Raw genomic sequence first — 2,383 nt, 5'->3', positions numbered from 1 at the left:
GTGCATCGCTGAGGCAGCGTGAGGCGGCGAACAGCGAACCGGTGCTGCCGCGTTCGCGCGGCGGGGCGCTGGGCAAGGTGAGGCGGGTTCAGCCTGCCACCGCTGCGGCGGTCGACGAAAACGAATGGGAAGAGTTCTGACATCAAGGCAGTGCGCGGGCCAACAGGTCGCCACGCAAGGCAACAGTCCGGAGATACAAGCATGCGCATCAACTCACCGGTGACCGGTCGCGAAGTCGAGGTGACCGAACGCCACAATATCGTGTCCCGCACCGACCTGAAAGGTCAGATCGTCTATGTGAATCGGGACTTCGTCGACATCAGCGGCTTCGAAGAAAGCGAGCTGATCGGACAGCCGCACAACATCCTGCGCCACCCCGACATGCCGCGCGAGGCCTTCGAGGACATGTGGCGTTGCCTGAAGGCCGAACGTCCCTGGACCGGCCTGGTGAAGAACCGCTGCAAGAATGGCGACCACTACTGGGTGGTCGCCAACGCCTCGCCGTTGCTGGAGAACGGCTCGGTCACCGGCTACATCTCGGTACGCACCGGGGCGTCGCGCGAGCAGATCGCGGCGGCCGAAGGCGCATATCGGGCGTTTCGCGAGGGTCGTGCGCAGGGCCTGGCCATCCGAGACGGCGTGGTGGTGAAGACCGGCTTTTCGCCGGCGCGCTTCATCGCCGGTCTGAGCATCAAGGCCCGCATGTTCGCGATCGTCGGTGTGCTCGGCATCGCCATGGCGGCCATTGCCGGCATCGGCATGCTGGCGATGCAGTCCAGCGAAGCGACATTGAAGGTGGTCTACAAGGACCGCGTGCTGCCGACGCAGCAGCTCAAGGTGGTGGCCGACATGTATGCGGTCAACATCGTCGATACCGCGCACAAGGCTCGCAACGGCAATATCGACTTTGCCCAGGCGGCGAACAACATCGACGATGCGCTTGCGGCCATTGCGAAGAACTGGGACGCCTACCGCACCAGCCAGATGACACCCGATGAGCTGGCGCTGGTCGAGCAGGCGCTGCCGCTGATGAAGACGGCGAACGCATCGGTAGAGCGGCTGGCGAGCATCGTGCGCGCAAAAGACATGGCGGCGCTGAGCGCCTTTACCGTACAGGACCTGTATCCGGTCATCGATCCGATTTCCGGCAAGGTAAGCGAACTGGTCGATATGCAGATCAAGGTCGCGGGCAGCGAGATCGCGAACGTACGGGATGCGTCCGGCGCCGCTTTCGGAACCATGGCAGCCATTCTTGCGCTGGGTCTGCTGTTCGCCGGCGTCGGTGCCTCGCTGCTGCTGCGCGCCATCCTGCAACCGATCGGCGAGGTCAAGTCCATCGTGCGCCGCATGGCCGAAGGCCGCCTCGATGTCGAGGTCGGCACCACCCGCCATGACGAAATGCTGGCCATCCTCGATGCCACGAAGATGATGAAGATCAAGCTCGGCGCCGACATGGCGGAGGAGCGGCGCGTTGCCGAAGAGAGCCTGCGCGCACGCATGGCTCTGGATTATGCGAACACGAATCTCCGAATTGCGGACAACGACGGCAATGTTCTCTACGCGAACAGGGCGATGAGTGCGACGGTGGCGAGGATCGCGGAAGAGCTTCGCAAGCATCTGCCCGGGTTCACGGCAGAGCAGTTCATAGGGGCGAACATATCGTCGATCTGCACGAATCCGGTTTTTGTGCGGGAGTCGGAGAACACGGCGAGCGGCTACCGTGCGCGGCTGGAGATAGGTCGCTACGTATTCGATCTGTTCTCGACGCCGGTGTATGACGCATCGGGAGTGCGTATCGGGACGATAGGCGAGTGGGTGGAACGCACGGAAGAAGTGGCACTGGAGAAGGAAGTGACGGACCTGGTTGTGGCGGCAGGCCAGGGCGACTTTTCGCGGCGGCTGAAGCTGGAGGGCAAGAAGGGCTTCTTCCTGCCGCTTTCGGAAGGGCTGAACGGTCTGGTGGGACAGGTGCAGAGCAGCCTGACGGATCTTGCCGGTGTGCTGGGAGCGATGGCGTCGGGCGACCTGAACCGGCGGATCGAGCGCGAGTACGCGGGGCTGTTCGCACAGTTGAAAGACGACACGAACACGACAGTGGACAAGCTGCGCGAGGTGGTGGGCCAGATCAAGGATTCGACGGAGGCGATCAACACGGCGGCGCGGGAGATTTCGGCCGGCAACAGCGACCTGAGTTCGCGTACCGAAGAGCAGGCGAGTTCGCTGGAGGAGACGGCCAGTTCGATGGAAGAGCTGAACGTGACGGTGAAGCAGAACGCGGACAGTGCGCAGAAGGCGAACGAGCTGGGTCGTCAGAGCAACGAGGCGGTGATGCGCGGTGCGGAGACGGTCAAGCGTGTGGTGAGCACGATGAGCGACATCCAGG

Annotated in this window: 1 protein-coding gene; it reads left to right on the top strand. The window is 63.3% G+C overall.

The window, feature by feature from the left end; all coding sequences use genetic code 11:
* Positions 1-201: 201 nt before the first annotated feature.
* Positions 202-2,383: PAS domain S-box protein (locus NMQ14_RS19600; protein ID WP_257098509.1), on the top strand; the 2,182-nt coding region annotated here is incomplete at its 3' end.

The sequence above is a fragment of the Methyloversatilis sp. XJ19-13 genome (assembly GCF_024580155.1).
Taxonomy (GTDB): Bacteria; Pseudomonadota; Gammaproteobacteria; order Burkholderiales; family Rhodocyclaceae; genus Methyloversatilis.
Note: the sequence above shows the minus strand (reverse complement) of the source record. Positions and strands in the feature narration are given on the sequence as shown.